The organism is Chryseobacterium sp. KCF3-3 (genome assembly GCF_045865955.1).
Classification (GTDB): domain Bacteria; phylum Bacteroidota; class Bacteroidia; order Flavobacteriales; family Weeksellaceae; genus Chryseobacterium.
This window is the reverse complement of the sequence record NZ_AP035792.1, coordinates 5,133,004-5,156,178: the sequence shown is the minus strand read 5'-3', so window position 1 is coordinate 5,156,178 and position 23,175 is coordinate 5,133,004. Positions and strand designations below refer to the sequence as shown.

Annotated in this window: 12 protein-coding genes; all 12 read right to left on the bottom strand. The window is 35.8% G+C overall.

Translation table 11 applies throughout. The annotated features are described in order from the left end of the window. Positions 1–11 precede the first annotated feature (11 nt). Complete coding sequence (gene eboC / locus ACKTTZ_RS22930) at positions 12–908, bottom strand: UbiA-like protein EboC (RefSeq protein ID WP_034700054.1); 897 nt, start codon at positions 906–908, stop codon at positions 12–14. A 3-nt stretch (positions 909–911) separates the two neighbouring features. Further along, entirely contained in the window at positions 912–1,817 is a 906-nt protein-coding gene (locus ACKTTZ_RS22925; protein ID WP_034700052.1) for a TatD family hydrolase, read from the bottom strand. 22 nt (positions 1,818–1,839) lie between these two features. Next, on the bottom strand, positions 1,840–2,694 hold the full coding sequence (locus tag ACKTTZ_RS22920) for an EboA domain-containing protein (RefSeq protein ID WP_407846708.1): 855 nt from the start codon (positions 2,692–2,694) through the stop codon (positions 1,840–1,842). A gap of 41 nt (positions 2,695–2,735) precedes the next feature. Continuing rightward, positions 2,736–3,743 carry a cytochrome-c peroxidase gene (locus tag ACKTTZ_RS22915; RefSeq protein ID WP_407846707.1) on the bottom strand — a complete coding sequence of 336 codons (1,008 nt, stop codon included), beginning with the start codon at positions 3,741–3,743 and terminating at the stop codon, positions 2,736–2,738. After that, a complete protein-coding gene (locus tag ACKTTZ_RS22910) occupies positions 3,731–4,375 on the bottom strand; it encodes an MbnP family protein (RefSeq protein WP_367399302.1) in 645 nt (214 codons plus the stop codon). The genes ACKTTZ_RS22915 and ACKTTZ_RS22910 overlap by 13 nt, the downstream gene beginning before the upstream one ends. Positions 4,376–4,447: 72 nt before the next feature. After that, positions 4,448–7,681 carry a PQQ-dependent sugar dehydrogenase gene (locus ACKTTZ_RS22905; protein WP_407846706.1) on the bottom strand — a complete coding sequence of 1,078 codons (3,234 nt, stop codon included), beginning with the start codon at positions 7,679–7,681 and terminating at the stop codon, positions 4,448–4,450. A gap of 563 nt (positions 7,682–8,244) precedes the next feature. Further along, entirely contained in the window at positions 8,245–11,682 is a 3,438-nt protein-coding gene (locus ACKTTZ_RS22900) for a PQQ-dependent sugar dehydrogenase (RefSeq protein ID WP_407846705.1), read from the bottom strand. A gap of 763 nt (positions 11,683–12,445) precedes the next feature. Then, entirely contained in the window at positions 12,446–13,753 is a 1,308-nt protein-coding gene (locus tag ACKTTZ_RS22895) for a zinc-dependent metalloprotease family protein (protein ID WP_034700043.1), read from the bottom strand. Positions 13,754–13,967: 214 nt separating this feature from the next. Further along, the gene (locus tag ACKTTZ_RS22890; RefSeq protein WP_407846704.1) at positions 13,968–15,251 is read right to left on the bottom strand and encodes a zinc-dependent metalloprotease family protein; all 1,284 of its coding nucleotides are present in this window, start codon (positions 15,249–15,251) and stop codon (positions 13,968–13,970) included. A 489-nt stretch (positions 15,252–15,740) separates the two neighbouring features. Next, a complete protein-coding gene (locus tag ACKTTZ_RS22885) occupies positions 15,741–20,810 on the bottom strand; it encodes a choice-of-anchor L domain-containing protein (RefSeq protein WP_407846703.1) in 5,070 nt (1,689 codons plus the stop codon). A gap of 1,174 nt (positions 20,811–21,984) precedes the next feature. After that, complete coding sequence (locus ACKTTZ_RS22880; RefSeq protein WP_034700039.1) at positions 21,985–22,434, bottom strand: hypothetical protein; 450 nt, start codon at positions 22,432–22,434, stop codon at positions 21,985–21,987. 173 nt (positions 22,435–22,607) lie between these two features. After that, on the bottom strand, positions 22,608–23,078 hold the full coding sequence (locus tag ACKTTZ_RS22875; protein ID WP_253316946.1) for a hypothetical protein: 471 nt from the start codon (positions 23,076–23,078) through the stop codon (positions 22,608–22,610). Positions 23,079–23,175 lie beyond the last annotated feature (97 nt).

The following is a 23,175-nucleotide window of genomic DNA, read 5'->3' as shown; positions in this document are numbered from 1 at the left end:
TGAAAAATAATTTATGTAACTGCAAATTTTTTTGATAGTGTAGTGGATAATGGAAGCAGTATGAGTACCGGCAGGGCATGCAGTAAATCTGTGGAACCTGCAATATAGCTGGCATTAAGGAGAATAAGTGATAAGACACCTGTTTTTACAGCTATTTTAATATAATCAGGCTGGTTAAAATGAATAGCCGAGAGCTTTGCCAGAAAATTGACTGCTAACCAGCAAAATAAAAGAGGAAGCAGATTGAGAATTTTCAAACCAATCAGATTTCCGATAAAGGTATACAGGAATATAAGCAGAAAATCCAGTAAAAAAGTAGAGAGAATCACAGATTTATTGTTTCCCTGGTTTTCTTTCTTTGAGATAAAAGTTACCCCTGTAATAAAGAGAGTGGATATAACGGCTATTAACCCATTACTCCAAACTGCATTATTGATAATACTGATACCCAGCAGCAGGTTGAATCCTCTGCATAATCCCATATTCAGAGAGCCGGCAAAAAAATAATATTTACTTACTGTATTATAAAAAAGAGCCAGAATGCAAATGCTTAGTGCCAGAAAACCACTTAATAATGATACTGAAAAGGCTGATATAATACCTATAGCAAACATGGAAATTCCCAGTATGACAGCTTCTTTTTTAGAAACCAAATGACGGGGAAGTATCCTTTCCGGTCGGGATATCATATCTGATTCCAGATCAAAAACATCATTAAAAACAATTCCTCCACCATACAGACCACTTGTTGAAATGACAAGCAAAAGAACATGAAGTAAAAGAGGATAATCCGTGTACTGATGAATCAATATTCCGGAAATTGCAACGCCTGCAAGGATATCAGAGATAGCTGTGATAATATTAGCCGGGCGCAGTAAAGCAAATAAATAATATATTTTACCAGACATTGGTTAATTTTTGATGATATTGTTAAAGGTGATTTCCTGTGATTCCTGACCTCTTAATATACTGTTGCCTTCAAACAGACAATCCTGTTGGATAATCATTTCATTTGACCAGTCACTTTCATTCATTTGCCCGCTTTGTGAATAAGCAGTAAGAGCATTTTTGTAACAGGTTAAATGTACATCTTCTTTGGATATCCCTCTTTCAAGCATTAAAGCTGCTGTTTTAGGAACAGATAACGGATCGCTTACTCCCCAGTCTGCAGAGCTGTCTACAATAATTCTTTCAGAACCATACTGTTTTACAACCTCTACCATACGCTCATTACCCATTTTTGTATTAGGATAAATGGTGAAAGCAGCCCAGTATCCATTGTCCAAAACGCATTTTGCTGTTTCCTCGTTGTTATGGTCTATTACGACCATATTTGGACTTACCCCATGTTCTTTCAGGACATTCATACTTCTGATTGTTCCGTTTTTTTTGTCCCTATGCGGTGTATGAACCATAATAGGTAAATTAAATTTCAAAGCCAGCTCAATCTGCAGTCTGAAATACTTGTCTTCAGCAGGGGTTTGGTCATCATAGCCAATTTCTCCAATGGCAACAACACCTTCTTTGGCTGCAAATAAAGGCAGCAGATCCATTACTTTCTCAGCTAAAGCTTCGTTATTGGCTTCCTTGGAGTTCAGTCCAATGGTACAGTAATGTTTTATTCCGAATTGTGACGCCCGGAATCTTTCCCATCCTACCAGTGTGCTGAAATAATCTTTAAAAGAGGAAGCTTCTGTTCTGGCCTGTCCCAGCCAGAATGCAGGTTCAATTACAGCAACTATTCCTGCTGCGCGCATTGCCTGATAATCATTAGTGGTTCTTGAAACCATATGAATGTGTGGATCGATAAAGTACATAGTGTTTATTTTATTTATTTATTTATTTATTTATTTGAATGTAATATTGTTCTCCTATATAGTTCCATAAAGTAGTATTTATGGGTCTTAATATATTATTGCAGGTGTTGGAAGCATTTTCTCTGAGTACGATGATGGCTGCATGTTTGGACAGTGGGTCACCAGATTCAATAACCTTCAGCAGATCTGAGGTAATCTCTTTATTGACAAATCCATCCATCAATCGCCAGATCTCCGGCGATACTGTTCTTCCTGCAGACCATCTCTCGTGAATATAATCGGTAGCAATGAAAGCCAGTATTTCATTTTTACGCAGATCCAAATTGGTGATCTGATAGAGTGGACGCCCCATAAATAATGCTTTAAGAACAAGCTGATTCCAAGATTTCAGAGGAAGATATTTGGCTGCAAAAGGATTTAAAAGCGCTATTGAATCAAAAATAGAAGTGATATTAGTTCTGATGCCTTCTTCAACGAGTGGAACAAACTCAAATGCATTTTCCAGGAAGAATATTCCTTTATAAATACAGATAAGCTCGTTGATATCTGCTGACTGTGTTAGTTTTTTTATGATAGTTACGTTTTGATCTTCAGGAATATGAGCCATAAGCAGACATCGGCAGAATTGCTGGAGATTCCATTGACCAGAGGTTAGGCCTGGGTAAAGTTGTTCAAGGTTGATTTTTTCAGATCTACTCCATTGTGGTGAATCAGAGGGAATCATACGGGAAATCAGCCCGAAGTTCTGAAAGAAAAGGTTTTCATTTTCAAATAGTATAACAGTTTTCATCCAATCCATCTGAGCTTCTGAAAGCCTGGTTTGGATCAATGAATATAAAATTTCGCATGAATTATTTTTTATAGTATTCTCAGTCATTCCAATAGTATTTTTGAATTGTTATATAATTGTAGATGTATTTATCGGCTGCCAAAAAATTCATTTCGCGTAAATTCTTTGTCATTAAGGGTATTTAAAAACAGGATCAGTTTTGAAATGTCTTCTTTTTGTAAACTGATGGACTTCAGCGCCTTGTTTTGGAATGAAGGATTTTTATTTTTTTTATTAGTATAAAATTCAATGACTTCTTCCAGAGATTCATATCTTCCGTCATGCATATAGGGGTAGGTATAAGAGATATTTCTAAGGGTTGGAATTTTAAATTTAAATCGATCCTCTTTTTTTTGCGTAACCTGATACACGCCATAATCCTTTAAATTTTTGTCAATGGGAAGCCCGTTATTCTCAAATCGGTTGGTGGTGAACAAAGGTTCTGTATGGCAGGAAGAGCAATTTGCTTTAAAAATTTCATAGCCTTTTTGCTCATCTTCAGTAAATTTTTCTGATCCCCGCTGTACCCTGTCGTATTTTGAATTGGCCGAAACCAGCATAAGCATATATTGTGACAAAGAACGAAGTATTCTTGTATTGGTAATCTCCTCATCGCCATACGCTTCTCTGAACAAAGAAAGATAATAGTCATTGGCTTTTAATTTCTTCTTGATGTTATCCAGATTTTCATCCATTTCCAAAGAATCATTAATGGGAGAGACCGAAAGCACATGGATATCATTGATTCTGCCATCCCACATAAATTGATCCATCCAGGCCAGATTGATGAGTGCCGGAGCATTTCTCTTACCAAATTTATCTTCAATTCCATGGCTCAGATTGTGGTCTACATGGGCGAATGACATTTCCTGAGTATGACAGCTTGCACAGGAAATCGTATTGTTTCTGGAAAGAATAGGATCATGAAAAAGCTTTTTACCCAGATTATAGGCCTCGGCAGATAAAGGATTTTCTTTGAAATTATATTTTGTTTCCGGAAAACCTATAGGAACGTTGAAGTACAATGGGGTAGTATTGAAATCTTCCACCATCATGAAAGAAAGTGTGAGAAGACTTAAAAATTTTATTGGAAACATTTTTTAAAGAATTGTGAAAAGGAAAGGGAATCGTCATTGATAGACATAATGGTCTTTTTTCTATTATCATTAAGGAAATCAAGGACAGGCTTGAGTTCAATATCTGTTATAAGGGTATCTGTTCCCTGATCTATTTTTTTTACAGTAAATGTTGTGTTGTAGTCCTGGGAATTGCCGCCTATATGGAAAACAAAAGGCTGGTTGTTCTTGTTATTTTTGTAAGATCCTTCAATTTTATAATTAATATATCCGGCACGCCAGGACCAAAACATACCATGGATAGGATCAAGCTCATTCTCCATATCGCTGTTTTTGGTGGTAAGGCTGTCCAGTCCGATGGTAAATAAGACTGATTCTACTTCTTTAACACTGCTTTTAGGCAGTTGTATCATCCACGATTCTTTTTTTGTTAGATTGTAAAGGAAGACCTTGTCGATAATTTCAGATGAGCCATCTTTATAATTGATCGTAAAATTGGAAACGTAAAATTTGAATAACTTAATTGTCAGCAGTTGATCTTTAGGATGCTGCTGGGAAGTATGTATTATTTTTTCACCGTTAAGAAGGGGATTAAACTTAATGTTTAGACTATCCCTTGTAGATGAGTATACATTGGGGCTAAGTAGTAACATGGTCAATAAAAACAGTATTTTTTTCATAATATAAAGAGGTGCGCCGTTAAGGCGCACCATAGTGATTGAATTCTACTTTTTAATAATTTTCTTAGTAGCTCTTTCTTTTGTTGAAGCGTTACTGAACACAATAGTGTAAGTTCCGTTTGGATATTTAGAAATATCTACTGTCGCATCCTGTATTGGCCCTTTCTTTAGTTCTCTTCCTGCCATATCGTAAATACTATATTCTGTATAATTTTTTACGGCACTATAGCTGAAGTTTACACTTGAACTGGTTGGGTTCGGATAGACAAGATCACTGTCCACTGGAAGTTCTGGTTTATCTCCGTTTGGAGCAGAAATTGCCTTGGCATTGTTACCCATTCTTGCAGTAGTTGTACAAGGCTTTCTCACGATCCATCCATTACCATTAATTCCACTAGTTATTTTTTTACTTGTTCCCAATTGATTGGTTGCAGTCAATTCAAATCTAAACCACGAATAATAATTATTAGATACATCAAAAACAAAATTCTTATCTGTACTTTCTTTGATTAGATAGTTACCACCATCATATAATTTCCAGCTGTAAGTAGTAGCAGCTCCTCCGGCACTTGTGTTGATAATAGTATTAGCTCTATTACTACATAATGTACTTGGCTCAGTAAAATTAGCAACCGGAGTAACAGTAGGGTCACATATTTTCCTACTAAGCCATGCATTACCAGTTCTTATACTTGATTGAGGGAAAAATGGATTAGTAGTTGTTAGTCTAATTAAAAAGTACTCAGATGTACTATTACTAGGTACTTTAAGATCAAAGTCTTTGCTTGTACTGGTTAAAACTACCTGATTATTTGTATCCAATAGTTCCCACTTATAAACATTTAATGCTCCTCCTGTATTGGTAGTGTTTACAACCTTTGAACTAGCATCAGTACAGATGGCAGTCGGATTTATAAAATCCGAATAAGGTTGTACAGCATCATTGACTTCAAAATCAACATATACTGGATTGGCATTACCATAATTAGTACTTCCGCTAATTCCTCCTGCTTGTAATAGAATGATTCTCGCCGCTCCGGATTCTCCTGTGAAAGTTATTTTACCAGAATTATCAACATTGATAGGTCCAGATATTCTTCTGAATGATATTGGTAATCCTGAAGATGCATAAGCCGATAAATTAAAGGATGCAGAATTCTTATTTAAAAAAGCAGGTGGATTTTGAACGGTAATTGTTTGATTTTTCAATTCATTACAAGTTTGGAAAATCTGCTTGCTGAACTCTGTTTCAGCACCATCTGCATCTTTTACTTTTACCAGGACCTCAAACCAATAGGTTGCTCCTTCTCCACACCCTCCTTCTGGTACAAAGGTGGTATTAGTTGTTGAACCGTTGATTACTGAGCCATAATGGATATGATCATCATGGTGTCTGTTTACCTGCATGGTATAGGTTAAGTTAGCAGCGCTTGTCAAATCATCAGTGGCCACAACGCTAATATCAACATTGGTAGAGCTTGGATGAGTATTAGGTAAGGTTTGAATAACTGAGTTGTCAGATGATCTCTTTACCACAACATTCTGAATAACAGGGGCGTTGTTATTAAGATAGATTTCTTTGGTAGCAATATTGGTTGCTCCTCCTGCATCAGTAACAGTAAGGGTTACCACTCTTTTATCAGGAGCAGAGTTTGGAATCGTAAAGGTACGAACCGGGTTCACTTCAGTAGAAGTGGTTCCGTCTCCAAAATTCCATAAATATTGTAAGTTTTGAGTTTCTTTGTCATAAGAAAGTCCACCGTAAAATTGTACTGTACTTTCACCTTGTTTAATAAAAGTTTTATCAGATTTAATGAGTGCTGTTGGGGTGTAATTACCGGTTATCTCTAATCTTGAAATAGAATTTGAAACTCCACCGTTTGAATAGTTTACAGTATAAATATATCCGTCGTACGGGTTGGTATATAAATGAACAATACCACCTGCATTAATAACCTTGTATACCTTTGTCGGACTTGAAAAATTGGCATTTGAACCATTTTCATTAAACTTAATACCCATAAGTTCATTACCAACATAATCTGCAGCCAGAACCGTGTTTGTTAGGGCACCATTATACCTGTCAGCAATAATATCTTTAGGATAAAAAGTATTACCGGTAGAAGAGGTACCTTGATGATTATATGAATCAGAAGAAAGATTATACCAACGTACTGCATTACCATTTTGGTTAATTTTACTGTCTGTTCCCCAACCTTTGTTAGCATTATTGGGGTGAGCCCATGAATATAAAGGGAATTTGAAGGTATAAGAAGGGTCTTTTGTAAAGGTAGTAAACTGTTCACTAATCCTTGCATTATCAAATCCTTCATAATGAGGCCATCCTCCATTGTCCCCCATGGAATATAGGGCCGCTTCTTCCCAGGCATTTTCTCCGGTATCACTTACTAAAAATTGTCCAGGACCGCCTCCAAGAACATTCTGTGTCAGAGGGGTTACTCTATAAGGGTTTCTAACACCCATTACCGCCACTCTGGATTGGGCACTTCTCGGTTGAGATGAATCATAATAGGGATTTCCAGGTATTCCGTCTCCGGTATCCTTATTAATCCTTAAAATCTTACCGGAAAGAGACGTTTTTGATTGAGCTCGCATTGGTTGTAGTTTTAGCTCTGCCTGAGTAATAATACCTCGTTCAATCGCTAGCTTTCCATCGGGAGATGTCTCTATCGATGAATTTAATGCAAGGTTACCATCACCAATAGAGAGCATTAAGTTACCGTCTGCACCGAAAAAAGCAGAGCCAACCCCGTGTGTTGAAGCAAAAATAAGTGGTCCATCTGAATAATCATATTTTCCATTTACTATTTTAGGGTCACCTACTAATATTTTTCGGGAATTGTAGTCAAGCACCCCATTTTTATAGGTATACCTGGTACATCTTCCAATAGTTGGAGAAAGTTGATCATTAGTATTTACATTGGAGAATAAAATACGGGGCTCTACAGTATACCATAAATAAATATAACCGTTAACAGCAAACTGAGGGTCAAGAGCAAATCCTAATAATCCATGGTCAGCAAGATCTGGACTCATGACTTCACCTGAAATATCAATAACAGTAGAAATGTTACCTCCATTGGGAGCGATTTGTTTTACCTTACCACCTTTCTCCCAGACAAAGGCATTTCCACTAGGGTCAAAAACAACACCAACCGGAAGATCGAAACCTGACTTGTAGGGTTGAAGCTGAAAATTCTGACTGTACACATCACATAATCCGGCCAGGAATAGTGACAAAAACATAATTTTTTTCATTATTTTTTTATATAATTATAATAATATTCATGGTGTATACGAATGTGAAAGAAATTCCCCGGGGTCATGAATATTTGTGCGCAAATATCCCATTTAAATCCCTTTTAAAGGATGTAATGTATGTAGGAATAAATTGATTGAATGCTGAAATAAAATGTGAAAATATCGTTAAAAAACTACAAAGATTATAGGTATTATTTCCTATGTTAGTGAAAAAAAATATAGCGCTTCTGCTCTTACTGTGTGTGGGATCAGGCTCATTATCCATCCTGTTGTTTTGGGGTAATACTACAAGAAAGGATTCTTTGTCTATGAGTTGTGATGAAGTACCTTCATTATTGATCATTAAATAGCAAACATAGGATTTAAAATATTAATTGTATGTATTTGTTTTTTAAGGAAAAAACTAGACGTTGGTTGTGGTTTTTTTGCAATTTAAAAAGAGAGTGAACTTAATGTTTAGGCTATGGTTTGTGGTTGAATAAGAATTAACCCGGTTAATAAAACAATTTTTTGCATGTTATAAAAAGTGCGCCGTTAAGGCGCACCATAGTGATTGAAATTTACTTTTTAATAATTTTCTTGATAACCCTTGCTTTTGTTTGGGTATTGATGAATATGATTGTATAAGTTGCGTTTGGATACTTGGAAATATCTATTTTCGCATCCTGTATTGAACCTTTTTTCATTTCTCTTCCTGCCATATCGTAAATACTATACTCGGTATAGCTTTGTAAGGCACTGTAGCTGAAATTAACACTTGAACTTGTTGGATTTGGATAAACAAGATCATTGTCTATTGGAAGTTCTGGTTTATCTCTTTCTGAAGCATAAATTACTTTATTGTTAAGACTTGTTTTTGTTGTACATTGATTCTTATACATCCATGCGCTGGTTTTTGAGTTGGTTCCTGATGAGTTGGTTGCTTTCAAAGTAACCTGATAATAGTATGCGGGAAGATTAGGTAATGTGAATACAAAATCTTTGTTGGTACTGGTAAGAATATTTTGATACGTATTTCCTTCTTTCAGCGTCCATTCATAAGTGGTGTCAGGTCCATTGCTACTTGTATTAATGATCGTATTATTGCTGTTAGTACATAATGTATTGGGTGCGGTAAAGTTGGCAAGAGGTGGGGAGGCTATAGCAGAACATTGTTCTTTATAAATCCATGCACTGGTTTTTGTATGAGTCCCTGATGAATTGGTTGCTTTTAAAGTAATTTCATAATAATAGGCAGGGAGGTTAGGCAATGTGAATACAAAATCTTTGTTGGTACTGGTAAGAATATTTTGATAAGTATTTCCTTCTTTCAGCGTCCATTCATAAGTGGTACCAGGTCCATTGCTACTTGTATTAATGATCGTATTATTGCTGTTAGTACATAATGTATTGGGTGCGGTAAAATTAGCAAGTGGAGAGGAGGTTGTAGCAGAACATACTTTTTTAGCTATCCATCCACTTGATCTTGTATTTGTTCCCAGGGAGTTAGTAGCAATCAGTTCTATTCTAAACCAGGTAGAAGTACTGTTAGGAATGGTAAAATCAAAATCTTTATTAGGGCTGGTAAGAACAATCTGATTATTACCATCATATAATCTCCACGTATAAGTAGAAGATCCACCGGTACTATTATTGATTACTTTTACACTCTTGTCTGTACATACTTCAAATGGATCTGTAAAATTAGCAACTGGTGTAGCATCATTATTAACTTCAAAGTCCAGGTAAACAGGATTGGCATTTCCATAGGTGGTATCTCCTGCCTGTAATAGAATGATTCTTGCAGCTCCGGCTCCTCCGGTAAAGGTAATTTTTCCGGAATTATCTATATTGATAGGTCCGGAAACCCTTCTGAATGAAATCGGTAGCCCTGAAGATGCTGCAGCATTCAAAATATATGGATTAGCATACTTGCTGATTTTCGTTAATGGGTTTGAAACGGTGATCGTCTGATTTTGCAGCCCGTTGCATGTTTGGAAGATTTGTTTGCTGAATTGTGTTTCAGCACCTTGTGCATCTTTTACTTTTACCAAAACCTCAAACCAATAGGTTGCTCCTTCTCCGCATCCTCCTTCTGGTACAAAGGTAGTATTAGTTGTTGAACCGTTGATTACTGAGCCATAATGGATATGATCATCATGGTGTCTGTTTACCTGCATGGTATAGGTTAAGTTAGCAGCACTTGTCAAATCATCAGTGGCCGCAACGCTAATATTAACATTGGTAGAGCTTGGATGAGTATTAGGTAAGGTTTGAACAACTGAGTTGTCAGATGACCTCTTTATCGCAACATCCTGAATAACAGGAGCATTATTATTAAGATAAATTTCTTTGGTGGCAATATTGGTTGCTCCTCCTGCATCAGTAACAGTAAGGGTTACCACTCTCTTATCTGCATTAGAATTTGGAATCGTAAAAGTACGAACCGGGTTCACTTCAGTAGAAGTGGTTCCGTCTCCAAAGTTCCATAAATACTGTAAGTTTTGAGTTTCTTTATCATAAGAAAGATCACCATAGAATTGTACTGTATTTCCATTCTGATTAATAGAATTTTTATCAGATTTAATGATTGCTGTTGGAGCATAATTGCCTGTTATAGCTAATCTTGAAATCGAATTTCCATTGCCATCATAATTTACAGTATAAATATATCCGTCGTATGGGTTAGTATATAAATGAACAATACCACCTGCATTAAGGGCCTTGTATACCTTTGTTGGACGTGAGAAATTGGCAGCGGAATTATTTTCTTCAAATTTGATGGCCATAAGATCACTTCCTACATAGTCACCCACCAAAACAGAGTTTGTTAAACTACCACCATATCTGTCAGTACTAATTTCTCTTGGATAAAAAGTATTGGCGGTAGAAGAGGTACCTTTATGGTTGTATGAATCAGAAGAAAGATTGTACCAAAGGATCGGATTTCCGTCTTTGTTTATTTTGCTGTCTGTTCCCCAGAGTTTATTAGGGTTACCATTATCTGGATGAGCCCATGCATATAAGGGATATTTGAAAGTGTAAGAAGGATCTTTTGGAAAGGTAGTAAACTGTTCATTGATTCTTGCGTTATCAAATCCTTCGTAATGTGGCCATCCTCCGTTGTCCCCCATAGAGTATAGGGCTGCTTCTTCCCATGCATTTTCTCCGGTATCACTTACTAAAAACTGCCCAGGTCCGTTTCCTACAATATTCTGTGTAATGGCAGTAACCCTGTAAGGATTTCTAAGACCCATCACTGCTATCCTGGATTGCGCACTTCTTGGTTGGGTTGAATCATAATACGGATTCCCGGGTATTCCATCTCCTGTATTTTTATTTACTCTTAAAATCTTACCGGAAAGAGAAGTCTTTGATTGAGCTCGCATTTGTCGTAATGATTGCTCAGCCTGAGGGAGAATGCCTCGTGCAACTCCTTGTGCTCCTGCCTGATCCCCCAGAGAACTATCTCCAACAGAAAGCATTAAGCTACCATCCGCTCCGAAAAATACACTTCCAACCCCGTGTGCCGTTGCTAGAATAGGAGGTCCATCTGTAAAACCATATTGGGTATTATTTCCTACCAACACCTTCCTGGTATCAGGATCAAGAACACCATTGGTATAAGTGTATCGGGTACATCTTGCAATAGTTGCAGAAAACTGATCATCAGCATTTAATCCAGAGAATAGAGTCCGGGGTTCTACAATATACCATAAATACACATAGCCATTAGTGGCAAATTGAGGATCAAGAGCAAATCCTAATAACCCATGATCATCACCACTAGGATTCATCACTTCATTTGAAATATCAATAATTGTGGTGACATTACCTCCATTCGGGGCTATTTGTTTTACCTTACCAGCTTTTTCCCAGACATACGCATTGCCACTACTGTCAAAAACTACTCCAACTGGTAACTCAAAGCCTGCTTTGTAGGTTTGAAGTTCAAAATTTTGACTATACACATCACATAATCCGGCAAGGAATAGTGATAAAAACATAATTTTTTTCATAGTTTTATAAATGTTAATATGGTTAATCTTTCGTAAAAACGTTATATTAATTCTCTTTAATGTGATACTTGTGTTGTAAATATCATATTTAAATCCCTTTATGTGGAAATAATGTGTGTAGAAATAAATTGTCGGATGATTAAAAGAAAATGTGAAAATATCATTAAAAAACTACAGTTTTTTATGTTTTTTTTTCTTAATGTAGGGAGAAGCAATGACCTGTTTTGGCCCATTTTGTTTGGTTAAATGAACCGGGATATAGATTGCTAGCGTTGAAATAAGGGATTATTTTTTCTATAACTTTATCACATACTTCAAAAAAAGAGAAAGATGAGCAGTAGCCCATCTTTCCACAAACACTTACAAAAAAAACCTACGGTTTATATCCTGAAGGGATGTTTTCTAAACTAGGATGTTGAAATAAATACAGATAATATTATTCTTAACAAAATTCCGGATTAATCCAAGGCCAAAATTTCTATGACGATGAGCGTTGTCAAATATTTTTATGATATTTTGTAAGTGAAATCTATTATTACAAAGCTATTGAAATAAGTAAAGCGATAGAGAATTAAAATTGTAGATATTGTACTACGGATAAGAAGTTATTTATTGCTGTGTGGTAAATAAGTTTTGGTCTTTTTTAAAACAAAAGGATGAGCAAAACTGCTCATCCTTTTTTACAATGTACTGATTCTAAATTCGGACTATATCATAAGGTACAATTGAAAAGTTTGTGAAAATTTTATATAAATGATATTTTTTAATCAGTATATTTATATAATGATGTTTGTACTTTACGGATATTATCAGGATTAGTGTGTAATTTTCCAAGAAAATTAGCATTAGGATACATTACATCATCAGCAAGATCAACGTGTTCAGCTCCCATATTATGCCCGCACTCATGGGTCAGTACCGTGCTATAGTCATCACAAGCAACTAATATTGAGTTTCCATGAATATATGGATTGGAATTATCACTATCTCTGTAGAAATTAAGATAAGCTTGACCGGCATGGTCCTCCCAAGCATCTGCATATAATACAAATCTTACGAATCTACCTGAACCTGTAAAAGGATGGCTAACAGACCAATTTGATAATTTAGTCATCTGGGCACCTGAGGTAGCTACCTTTGATGTTGCGTTTGCCAATTCTGCTAATTCTTCTACATAAGCTTCGTTAAAAGTGTCGTCCGGATTACGTATAGAGTTGGTAAGTTGATATTGGGTAAGGTTTACTGTAAATCTTGCATCAACGTTATATAATGTATTTACTAATTGTGCATATTGTCCATCAATATCAGCATTTCCATACATTTTTACAAGTTGTAGATTATAAGTTTGAACTTCATAAGGTCTGCCTTGTTTTGAGGCAGTCATATTTGATATTTTATTGATAGCTGGATTAGAATGTAAATCTGTGTTACATTTTCTATGACTTTCTATTGATCCTCTTTTTTGTACAGCAGCGGTCTCATTTAATAAAATATAATGATTTGAATTTTCAATAGTTACATTATAAAGACTATTGTCATTTATCATTTTTTCGTTCACTTGGTTTAGTAATTGCTGGCCATTGATCCCTTTTTTTTGAGCAAAAGCAAGAAATTCTGATTTCTGTTTTCCCTGGGGATTAAATTCAATTTTTTTGTAACCAATATTTAGCTCATTTTTCCCTTTTAGCCTAAAATCCTGATTTTTGTCTTTATAAAACAGGTCAAAACCATTTTCGCCGACAATCATAATAGCTCTATTTTGGTTTTCATCACCTGTATTGACTGAGCCAATAAGTGTTCTCATTTTTCCAAATAAAGTACTATTAATACTCTTTAGTTCAAAATTAAGTTTTGTGCCATCATTTTTAATGAGTATGAATTTTCTAACCTCTCCTTCCTTTTCAATAGGTTTTGCAAACTCCGGAACTAAAGGTAATTCTGAAATTTTGTACATACTGCCATTATTGGTTACGATACCGCTATTAGCAGGCGAACTGGTTTCAAGGTTTTCATTGTGACATGAAACAAACAGAGTGGCTGCAAAGGCCATTGAAATCATAATTTTTTTCATAAATATAATTCTTTAATCAGTGATAAAATTACTCTCGTATTTGTGAAATAAAAAAGAATAGATGTAGATGTTAAACTACGCATGTGAAAATATTAATGGTCTTATTTGTCGTTTTTATGAACATAGGTAATATAATAAAAGGATGAGCAAAGCTGCTCATCCTTTTTACGATGTACTGATTCTAAGATCCGGATTATATTAAATATATTTACTATTAATAAGTTAATGACCCTTTTATGTTAGAGATGTTGGTAGCGTCATAGTGTGAATGAGTATAAGAGACACTTTTATACATCAGATCAGTGCCGTCCACGTGTTTGGCTCCTAAATTGTGACCACATTCATGTGCGAGGGTATTACTATAATCATCGCAGGATATCAATGATGAATATTTGCGGCCGCTACTTTGAATACTGCCACTATATTTATATTGGTCGGTCCATGCCAGTCCATGTGTGCTGGATGTCCATGTCGCGTCCCATTTGTATTCATATAGAGCAACCCTCACTACTTTTCCAGGGCTATGAGGTTTGACAGTTTCAATCCAATTGGTAAGTTTATTTAATTGCTCACTTGAATTATCTACCTTAGAAAATGTATTGTTATATTGTAGTTCATCATCTACAGATAATGGATAATCAGGATTATTAGGACGTCCAGGAAATTGAGTAACATTGGGTAGAATTGTTTCAAATCCTGAATCTACTGAATTAAGTGATGTTAAAAGAGCAGCGTAAGATGAGTCAAAATCAAAAGTACTGTCACTATATACAATCTCAATATTATATGCACGCAAAGACCCTGAATTTTTGCCATATGATTTTTCAGAAGATGGAAAGGGAAGAGAATCTGCATTACATTTTCCATAATTTTTACCGGAACCCTTTTTCTGTAAGGTAGCTGTTACATTAATTAAGGAATAATAGTTTGACTTTTCCACTGCTACCTCATAACGTTTATCATTATCAACAGGTTTTTTATTCGCTTCCTGTAATAAATGATCACCGTCTAATCCTTTTTTCTTAGCCAAAGCCAGGAACTGAGTTCTGTGATTAGGGTTGATTCCCAGATTTCCTTTTTGCAAACCAATATTGAGATCCTGATTACCTTTTAATCTGTAATCCTGATTCTGATCTGTGTAAAATAAGTCAAAACCATTTTCTCCTACAATCATGATGGCTTTTTCTTTATTTTGTCCACTTGTATCTACTGTTCCCATAAAGGTTCTCATTTTTCCAAATAGAGTTGCTTTGTTGCTTATAAGTTCAAAATTCAATTGTGAACCATCATTTTTAATCAACGTGAATTTTCTCACTTCTCCTTCTTTTCCAATAGGCTTTGCAAACTCCGGTATTAATGGTAATTCCGAAATTTTGTACATACTGCCATTATTGGTTACGATACCGCTATCAGCAGGTGAACTGGTTTCAAGGTTTTCATTGTGACATGAAACAAACAGAGTGGCTGCAAAAGCCATTGAAATCATAATCTTTTTCATAAATATAATTCTTTAGTTGGTGACAAATTTAATCACTTAATAGGGATATAATAAAAAGGCTGCTGTAAAAATTAAACTACATATATGAAGATATTAATTGCTTTTATTGTCGTCTTTTTTATTGCTATAATAATATTGTGAATGGTGTATACTTGCCAATTTTTAGGCTCCGGCAATAATAACATCGTAATCCGGAACAATTAATCTCCTGGAATAATTGTTTTCGTGATAACTTCTTTCAGAATGTCATGGTGTATTTCTAACTTTGAAAATATATTTTTCAGTTTTAAACTTTGTAATTTTTAATGATACTTATACTTATAGTTTCTACACGTTATTCTTAAAACTTAAACAATATTGATTTCCCCATAAAAAACTACCCCCAAAAAGTCAGACACTTTTTGGGGGTAGTTCATTGTGTGATGATTTTTGTGTTATAGAGGATTTACTTTTTTTAAGAAAATAAATCCTTAATAATATTCATCAGATCTACTCTCTGTTTTTTAATAGGATCCAACCTGATAGTTCAACATTCTTTTTACTTATTTTATCTTGCCAGAATAGTTTGTACCAATAAGTATCAGTTGGAAGAGGATTTCCAATATATTTCCCATCCCAGATTGGAGTTTTTGAGGTTGGTTTAAATACTGCTTTACCATATTTGTCGAATATGCTTCCTTCAAAATTTCCGTATTTACTGATCTCACTAAAATTTATTACATCATTAATGCCATCATTATTTGGAGTAATAACATTAGCCATAAAGAATGTGTAATATTCTACATTTGTATCACAAGAAGTCTCTTTGTTTCTAACCCGAATAGAATATAGAGTGTTTTTAAGAACATTGGTGAAAACATTTGAAGTCTGCCAGGTAACCCCTCCATCAATAGAATATTCAAGAGAAATACTTCCATTATTTTTTGCATTAATAGTTAAGGTATTGTTATTGTAAACTATACCGGTAATTTCTGGGGTAAGAATATATGAAACTGCAGCAGTAAAGGATTTAGAGCAAGTTCCATTATTGATGGTTACTGTATAAGTACCGGTAGCAGTTACATTGATTTTCTGAGTTGTCGCTCCGGTATTCCAGCTATAAGTATAGTTTAAACCTGATCCTGCATCTAATATACCAGTATCTCCTTTGCAGATTTCTATATTGTTCAGAGCGGATGTTATTTCAGGAACCACATTGATGGTAATGGTTGCAGCTGTTTGTGAAGCACAACCATTGATTCCCACTCCAGTTACGGTATAGGTCGTTGTGGAAGTAGGGGAAACTGTCTGAGTATTTCCGTTACCTGATAATCCAGTCCATGTATAGGTTATAGCACCGGATGCAGTTAGAGTAACAGATTGCCCTTTACAAATTGTAAGAGCAGGTGCGGTGATAGAAATAATAGGTGGAGTTGTATTATTTATTACGGTTACTGTAGCTTGTTTCACACAACCTGATGGATTAGCACTTGTAATCGTAAGCGTGTAAGTTCCACCATTATTCACTACCGGAGTCAATGTATTTGCTCCTGAAACAATATTTCCACCATTGGCTGCTGTCCATAAGAATGTTGCTCCAGGCTGATAAACAGATGTTGTAGCATCCAGTGTAATTTGAGCAACAGTACATGTAATTTGTGAAGGAGTAGCGATATTGACAATTATTGCAGGGTCCATGGTTACGGTTACGGTTTTTTGATATTGACAACCTGCAGGTGTTGTAACAGTTACTGTATAAATACCTCCTGCAACAACTGTATTGGTAGTTCCGTTTACCCCGTTTGACCAGGAAAAAGTATTTCCTGTGCCTGATGCCGTTGCCGTTAAAATTGTAGATGAACCTTCACAAAAGGCTAAACCCCCAGTAATTTGCACATTGGGATCCACATCTGCTACAACAGTAATTGATGCAGGAGCAATGGCACAGTTTCCACTTGTATTAGTTAAAGTATAAGTTCCGGGAGCTGTTATGGTGATAGATTGAGTCGTTGCTCCTGTAGACCATGTATTTCCCGTTGCAAAATTCGATGTTAAAGTTACACTCCCATTACTACAGATTGCCGGAGCAGATGTAGAAATGACTAGAGTAGGGTTTATATTGATTATCAATTGCAATTCTACAACTTTCGAACAGGTAGCTGATGCTATACGGACATAAATGGTTGCATTTCCGGAAAGATAAGCCGCAGGATTGGCAATGGTATTGGTATTTCCTGCATTGGCGTCTGCTAATGTCGTGTAATATGAAAATACAGTTCCCGGAGTAGTACTTATTGAAGCTTGTGCAGATGTTAAATCGAAATTAGCTGTTGTGGAGCTGGAACATTCGCTTAAGGTTGCGTTCTGAACTACCGGAACCACACCTTGAGTTACGGTCACGGATTTTTGATATTGGCACCCTGAAGGCGTAGTAACAGTCACAGTATATACACCTCCTGCCGTAACGGTATTGGTAGATCCGCTTACCCCGTTTGACCATGAAAAAGTATTTCCGGTTCCTGTAGAGGTGGCCGTTAAAGTAGTTGTTGAAGGGTCACATAAAACCAGGTTTCCTGTAATCTGTACATCAGGATTGCTTTCAGCATTGATGGTTACTGAAACAGGGGTACTTGTACATGATCCATTGCTGTTGGATAGGGTATAAGTTCCCGGAGAGGTCACAGTAATAGATTGTGTCGTAGCACCTGTCGACCATATATTTCCAGTAGTTTGGTTTGAGGTAAGAGTCACGCTTCCTCCATAACAAATGGTAGTTGATGAAGGAGTGATAACAGGAGTTACAGTCTGTGTTACTGTAAGCTGTAGCTGTGCCACTTTGAAACATGTTGCAGAACTGACACGGACATAAATGGTTGCATTTCCGGAAAGATAAGCTGCGGGATTGGCAATGGTATTGGTATTTCCTGCATTGGCGTCTGCTAATGTCGTGTAATAAGAAAATACAGTTCCCGGAGTAGTACTTATTAAAGTTTGTGCGGATGTTAGATCGAAATTAGCTGTTGCGGAGCTGGAACATTCGCTTAAGTTTGCGTTCTGAACTACCGGAACGACACCTTGATCCACCGTCACGGATTTTTGATATTGGCACCCTGAAGGCGTAGTAACAGTCACGGTATAAACACCTCCTGCCGTAACGGTATTGGTAGATCCGTTTACCCCGTTTGACCATGAAAAAGTATTTCCGGTTCCTGTAGAGGTGGCCGTTAAAGTAGTTGTTGAAGATTCACACAGAACCAGGTTTCCAGTGATCTGGACATCAGGATTGCTTTCAGCATTGATGGTTACTGAAACAGGGGTACTTGTACATGATCCATTGCTGTTGGATAGGGTATAAGTTCCCGGAGAGTTCACAGTAATAGATTGTGTCGTAGCACCTGTCGACCATATATTTCCAGTAGTTTGGTTTGAGGTAAGAGTCACGCTTCCTCCATAACAAATGATAGTTGACGAAGAGGTGATGGCAGGGGTTACAGTCTGTGTTACTGTAAGCTGTAGCTGTGCCACTTTGAAACATGTTGCAGAACTGACACGGACATAAATGGTTGTATTTCCGGAAAGATAAGCTGCGGGATTGGCAATGGTATTGGTATTTCCTGCATTGGCGTCTGCTAATGTCGTGTAATATGAAAATACAGTTCCCGGAGTAGTACTTATTAAAGTTGGTGCGGATGTTAGATCGAAATTAGCTGTTGCGGAGCTGGAACATTCACTTAAGTTTGCGTTCTGAACTACCGGAACGACACCTTGATCCACCGTAACGGATTTTTGATATTGGCACCCTGAAGGCGTAGTAACAGTCACTGTGTATACACCTCCTGCCGTAACGGTATTGGTAGATCCGTTTACCCCGTTTGACCAGGAAAAAGTATTTCCGATTCCTGTAGAGGTAGCTGTTAAAGTAGTTGCTGAAGATTCACAAAGAATCAGGTTTCCAGTGATCTGTACATCAGGATTGCTTTCAGCATTGATGGTGACTGAAGTAGAAGTACTTGTACATCCATTGTTGTTGGATAGGGTATAAGTTCCCGGAGAGGTCACGGTAATAGATTGTGTCGTAGCACCTGTAGACCATACATTTCCCGTAGTTTGGTTTGAGGTAAGAGTCACGCTTCCTCCATAACAAATGGTAGTTGATGAAGGAGTGATAACAGGAGTTACAGTCTGTATTACTGTAAGCTGCAATTGAGCCACTTTGAAACATGCTCCTGAGCTGACGCGGGCATAAATGATTGCATTTCCGGAAAGATAAGCCGCAGGATTGGCAATGGTATTGGTATTTCCTGCATTGGCGTCTGCTAATGTCGTGTAATATGAAAACACAGCTCCCGGAGTAGTACTTATTGAAGTTTGTGCGGATGTTAAATCGAAAGTGGCCGTTGCTGAGTTTGAACATTCACTTAAGTTTGCATTCTGAACGACAGGCGAAGTTCCGCCTATTACAGTAATGGTTGCTTCTCCTGGACAGTTGTTTCCCTGAATAAAAACTTTAACAGTATATACACCAGGTTGTGTTGCAGTATAGCTCGCATTTGTCGCTCCCGGAATAGCATTGGTTCCCTGATACCACTGATAAGTTATATTAGATCCTTGAATTGAGGCAGTAAAAGTCTGTGGCGTATTATCACACATATTGACAGAATCCGGAAGCATGACTCCTGTCTGATCCATCATTCCAATTCCGATATCAAAGGATCCTGCCTCAAGAAATACTGCTGAATCATATGCGGTATCATTATAATCCGCAAGCACAATTTTAAAATGATAGGTTTCTCCAGGAACTACCGTTGCTTTTGCAGTAAGTGGAATGGTACGTCCATTAAAATTAGTCTCAATCTGAGCAGTATTGGTACCCGCATAATATACTTCATTTTTAGGTCCACAGTCTGCATATTGAGGGCGAATATTGGTTACACTTACAGGCCCTGCTCCTCCTGGAAGTACAGCAAGATTGGTATAGGTAGGATCAGATACTTTTTTTAATAATAAGGCAAAACCATCAGTATAGGAACAAGGATAGTTGCTCTGATATTCTTTAGAAGCAAATAAATATCTGAAAGTAATTTCTGTAGAAGCAGCCACAAAGTCAAACTCTATAGAAGTGGCATTTTGTAAGTTGCTGGTTCCTATAGCAGCAGATAGATCTGCATCTCCTCCGGTCCCAAGGTTATCACTTAAATTGGACTCAAAAGTATTCCCTGCTTTATTTGCATATCCTGTTGAAAGTATAATTCCTTTAGTGAAAGGAAAGTTTGTACTTGATTTATTGAAATATCCCCAGCTTCGGTTAGGATCAGTGGCCGGTAAGTTTGGGGAAACAGTTACATTGCTTACATTTGAACTGATACAAGTGGTGCCTCCTGATATAAGAACATCACTGATCAGCTGATTTATAGGATAGTTCGACTCTGGATAGCCTGGTGCATTTACATCTATAAAAGCACCTGCTTTCATAGATGCAGCCGTAGGCTTTGCCGCAATCTCTACCCTGCCTTTATTTTGAGCCAAAACAAAGTTTCCAAGGAATGTTAAAAATAACACTAAAAGTAAATTTTCTCTCATATTATTGTTTTTTTTATTATGTTTAATGACTGTATGACCGTATTGTTAAAATAGATGATGTGAATGAAATTTCTGTGAGTAGTGAGTAGTTTTGCTCATCCTTTTTTTACATTGGACGGATTTGGAAATCTAGATGATCTCATTCTTTTTTAATCTGAATAAGTTGATATTGATTTTTTCATACATGTCCATTACTGATTGAATAGCAGTTTGAAGGTTTAAATATCCGATGTAGTGAATAATAGGGTTTAAATGCAACCCAGCATAATAATTTTCAGATATTAATTCTTTTTTAGCCATGAAATTAAGAATGTAATAGGTATAACAACGAATTTAAATCGTAGTTGTTTGACTACGATTGTGAAAATATTGTTAGTGTTATTTTTCGTTTTTATTAAGCTGCTTACAAAATATATTATCGATCTTATTTAAACTTTTATAATGGATAAAAGAGGTTAGAGAAATTAGCAATTTATAGCCGCAAAAAAAGGACTGAAATTCTGGAATTCATAAAGAAATATAAATAGGAAAAATAGATTTTACCCTATCTAAGAAAAGGTAAAAGGAGAGGGTTCTATAAGATTCAATTTTGGAAGAATTTTCCAATTTATTATAAAATGATTAAAATGGGCTGTCGATGTTGTGAATTGAGTTTGAAAAAAAAATTCTAAGAAAACAATAAGCTAGAAACTTTTAGATTATTATTTCAATAAATGAAGCAAGCAATAAAGGTTCCTTTTAAGCGAGTCTGGATTTTTCTGCTACAGAATCTGATTCTTCCCTGTGTTTGGTTAAATGGAAGTTATACATGAAGTAGAACAGGAGGAGAATCTGCTGGATATTGGGAGAGAAAATCATCAAAAAAAAGCAACGGTATTTTTCTTTATGATAATCAGAGGCAGATGCTTTCTTAGAAAAATTCTTTAAGTAGACAGCTTCATAATCTCTATAAGATTGAGTATGTTTTTAAAGAAATCTTTTCTCTCTTAAAAGATATCAATGTAGAATAGAAAGGTTTGTTTCTTAATGCAGGTTCAGGGTTGAGAAGTAAAGAATTCAGAGATATTTTGGAGCAGAAAGAAATCTTTTCTATTTCGTTCCTCTGGAAAATAAAAGTTTAAACAGGTTTGTAATTTATTCTTTGACAAAGATTATCATTTGTTTCTGGAATTGGCTAAAAGTTTTCTTTAATAATTCCAGGTAAATTAATTTCGATATTTTTATATTTAATGCTTCGTTTATTTTCTCCTTGTAATGTACAATCTTCTTGATTATCAGTATAGGATAAGTCATAGCTGTTTTCTCCAACAGTCATAGATGCTTTTCCTTTTATTTTCATGTGGTTTGTCACGAAACCAGCAAGTTTGTGCTTATCTCCAGAAAACTTTTCTTTAGTACTTTTTAATTCAAAATACAGTTTTGTTCCATCATTTTTTATGAGTGTAAATTTTCTTACTTCGCCTTCCTTTTCAATGGGTTTCGCAAATTCTGGAATTAGTGGTAATTCTGAAATCTTATACATACTATCATTATTATCAGTGAATGAACTTGATTCAATGTTTTTTTTATTACATGAAACAAATGATATGGCTGCAATAGCCATTAAAAACATAATTTTTCTCATAATTTAATTCTATTTTAATGATGAAATTAAGAATGTAATGGGTGTAACAAAGAATTTAAAGTGTAGTTGTTGAACTACGATTGTGAAAATATTGTTAGTGTTATTTTTTTCTGTTTTAAGACATGTGTATCATGTAAAATCGATATAGAATTCTCATTGTTGCGTAAAGTATATTATCTCCTGGTCCTTGCATAGGTTAGAAGTTTATTCTTGAGAATACTCAGCGGATCGGTCAATACTTTATTATCGGTGTCAGTTTTACCTTGTAATTTGAAGATTTTGCAATGATCAGTATAAATCAGTTCATATCCATTTTCTTCTATTGTCATCACTGCTTTCTCTTTTGTTTTTTTATCAGTCATCACAAAACCAGTCAGGGTATTGTCTTCCTTCCAAAAATATGAGGATGTAACTTTCAATTCAAAATTTAATATTTTGCAGTCAGCTTTGATCAATGTGAATTTTCGAATTTCCCACGATTCTTTAATTGGTGCAGCAAAGTCTGGAACAGCAGGCAATTCCGAAATTTGGTAAACTTTATGATAGATAGGAGAGGAGTTCTTATTGGTAAATATTTTTGGTTCAGTCTGGGTACATGCCAGATTAAGGGCTGCCACAACGGCCAGAGTAAATATAGATCTCATTAATTCTTCGATGTGTGACAAAAATATTTAATGCTTTTCTATAACAGAGAATCAGAATCGTAGGCATTATACTACACTTATGAAAATATTAATCGAT

Bases quoted from the DNA above. Each gene is read 5' to 3' on its own strand.
- ACKTTZ_RS22910 (WP_367399302.1), bottom strand. From the start codon at position 4,375: ATGTTACTACTTAGCCCCAATGTATACTCATCTACAAGGGATAGTCTA.
- eboC (WP_034700054.1), bottom strand. From the start codon at position 908: ATGTCTGGTAAAATATATTATTTATTTGCTTTACTGCGCCCGGCTAAT.
- ACKTTZ_RS22915 (WP_407846707.1), bottom strand. From the start codon at position 3,743: ATGTTTCCAATAAAATTTTTAAGTCTTCTCACACTTTCTTTCATGATG.
- ACKTTZ_RS22900 (WP_407846705.1), bottom strand. From the start codon at position 11,682: ATGAAAAAAATTATGTTTTTATCACTATTCCTTGCCGGATTATGTGAT.
- ACKTTZ_RS22875 (WP_253316946.1), bottom strand. From the start codon at position 23,078: ATGAGATCTATATTTACTCTGGCCGTTGTGGCAGCCCTTAATCTGGCA.
- ACKTTZ_RS22880 (WP_034700039.1), bottom strand. From the start codon at position 22,434: ATGAGAAAAATTATGTTTTTAATGGCTATTGCAGCCATATCATTTGTT.
- ACKTTZ_RS22920 (WP_407846708.1), bottom strand. From the start codon at position 2,694: ATGACTGAGAATACTATAAAAAATAATTCATGCGAAATTTTATATTCA.
- ACKTTZ_RS22885 (WP_407846703.1), bottom strand. From the start codon at position 20,810: ATGAGAGAAAATTTACTTTTAGTGTTATTTTTAACATTCCTTGGAAAC.
- ACKTTZ_RS22890 (WP_407846704.1), bottom strand. From the start codon at position 15,251: ATGAAAAAGATTATGATTTCAATGGCTTTTGCAGCCACTCTGTTTGTT.
- ACKTTZ_RS22905 (WP_407846706.1), bottom strand. From the start codon at position 7,681: ATGAAAAAAATTATGTTTTTGTCACTATTCCTGGCCGGATTATGTGAT.
- ACKTTZ_RS22925 (WP_034700052.1), bottom strand. From the start codon at position 1,817: ATGTACTTTATCGATCCACACATTCATATGGTTTCAAGAACCACTAAT.
- ACKTTZ_RS22895 (WP_034700043.1), bottom strand. From the start codon at position 13,753: ATGAAAAAAATTATGATTTCAATGGCCTTTGCAGCCACTCTGTTTGTT.